At 44.7% G+C, this 1,885-nt stretch carries 1 protein-coding gene; it reads right to left on the reverse strand.

From position 1 onward, the window contains the following. Nucleotides 1–76: 76 nt before the first annotated feature. Nucleotides 77–1,333 (reverse strand): group II intron reverse transcriptase/maturase, encoded by a 1,257-nt coding sequence (gene ltrA / locus GW534_RS15775; protein WP_202630975.1) that lies wholly within the window; start codon nt 1,331–1,333, stop codon nt 77–79. Nucleotides 1,334–1,885: the final 552 nt, after the last annotated feature.

Raw genomic sequence — 1,885 nt, forward strand, 5'->3', positions numbered from 1 at the left:
AATCGAGTAGGAGGAGGTGATTAACCTCCGTCCTCTCACACCACCGTACGTACGGTTCCGTATACGGCGGTTTCATCTAAGTCCAACGTAAGGTTTGATATCTTTGAAATAGACTCTTGAGCCCTTGGTCTATCCAGTACTGGTCACCAAGGGCTTTATGCAAGATTGGGCTCTTAGCTACTCGCCAATACGCCTTCCTTGTGTTAGCCCATTCCCACGCCTTTCCTCTTTGAACCCCGCATTGGATAAGGTTCTTATATTTGGTTTGGACTTTCTTCCATTCTTTCCACCGAACCATTCTTAATCTTCTTCTAATCCAGGAATCCAGTTTCTTGAATAAGGAAGGAGTTTCAGCTAACTGGTAGTAACCAAGCCAACCGACTAGGTATTGGTTTAGCTTCCCTATCCTTCTGTCCATAGCTATGGACTTCTTTCTCGAAGTTAACTCTCGAATGCGTTGCTTAAAGCGTTTCACGCTATCTGTTGAAACACGTATTTTAGGATTCTTATGGACAGTAAAAGAAAATCCTAGGAATTTACGTTTCCATGGGCGGTCTACTGCACTTTTCTGTTCATTTACTTTTAATTTTAGTTTTCCTTCAATAAATTTAGTGATACTCTTCATCACACGAATACCGGCTCTTTTCGAGCGGACGTAGATATTACAATCATCTGCGTATCGCACAAAGTGGAGTCCCCGTTTCTCCAATTCTTTATCCAGTTCATCTAAAACGATGTTGGACAATAGTGGACTAAGCGGGCCACCTTGTGGAGTGCCTTCCAAGTTTGGACTTACTAGTCCATCTTCCATGACACCCGCTTGTAAATATCTACGGATAACCTTAAGCACCCTCGGGTCTTTAATTCTTTGACTCAAGGTGCGCATAAGTCTATCATGATTTACTTTGTCGAAGAATTTCTCTAAATCCATGTCGATAACCCAGCGATATCCTTTTTGAACATAGCTTCTAGCTTCCCGTACTGCATCATGCCCTCGCTTATTCGGGCGGAAACCATAACTATGGTTGGAGAACGTTGGGTCATAAATCGCTGTAAGGACTTGTGCAATTGCTTGTTGGAGGAATCGGTCTAACACGGTCGGGATTCCTAACTTTCTCACTCCGCCGTTTGGTTTCGGGATTTCGACACGACGAACGGGTTGAGGATAGTAAGAGCCCGTTTCGAGTTGCGTTCGAATCGAAGCCCAGTGTTCCATGATATGCGCTCGTAGGTTTTGTACAGGCATCCCATCTACACCATGGCTCCCTTTATTTCGTTCGACGCGTTTTAATGCTTGTATTAAATTCTCTCGTGATAAGATAAGCTCCAACATGATATCTAGCTCCTACGTGAATTGTCCAATCTTCTTGTGTGGCAACCTCTTTCCGCCCTTCTAATGTCCCCCACGGAATTCACCGTTTCCTCCATTAGGAAGGTTTAGATGTTTCTGCTTCATCAAGGGTTGCGTACGCAAAGCGACAACTCTTCTTAAATGATTCAGCCCTTCCTAGATGCTCTAGAAATATCTAGTACTATGGCCTCGGCTGACTTCTGATAGTTCAGCGAACATTCGCATGTTCGGTTACGCAGTGGGTTGCGCATTTCTATCAGACCTCCCAGGGTAAGTACACATTCTTCCACTCCATCTCCCTACTTCATTTACTCGATGTACCCTTTGGCAGTAAGGGCTTTGATTTGTTTAGCAATCTCACCCAAGTACACCTAGCCTTATATGAAGTTCGTGTCCCTTAGGGCGGAGTTTTGCCGCCGACTTCCTTCAGATTCTAGGTCACCCTAGACACCCTTGTCTTAAGCTAACCACTACTACTGCCTTCGTGGCTCGGGACTTTAACCCTATAGAATGTGCACATGCCTGGCACACTAA

Origin of the sequence: Pallidibacillus pasinlerensis, assembly GCF_009996845.1 — a bacterium.
Lineage (GTDB): Bacteria > Bacillota > Bacilli > Bacillales > Caldibacillaceae > Pallidibacillus > Pallidibacillus pasinlerensis.

What these genes read in the sequence shown, in the direction of transcription:
- ltrA (WP_202630975.1), bottom strand. Translation starts at nt 1,333, where the DNA reads ATGTTGGAGCTTATCTTATCACGAGAGAATTTAATACAAGCATTAAAA.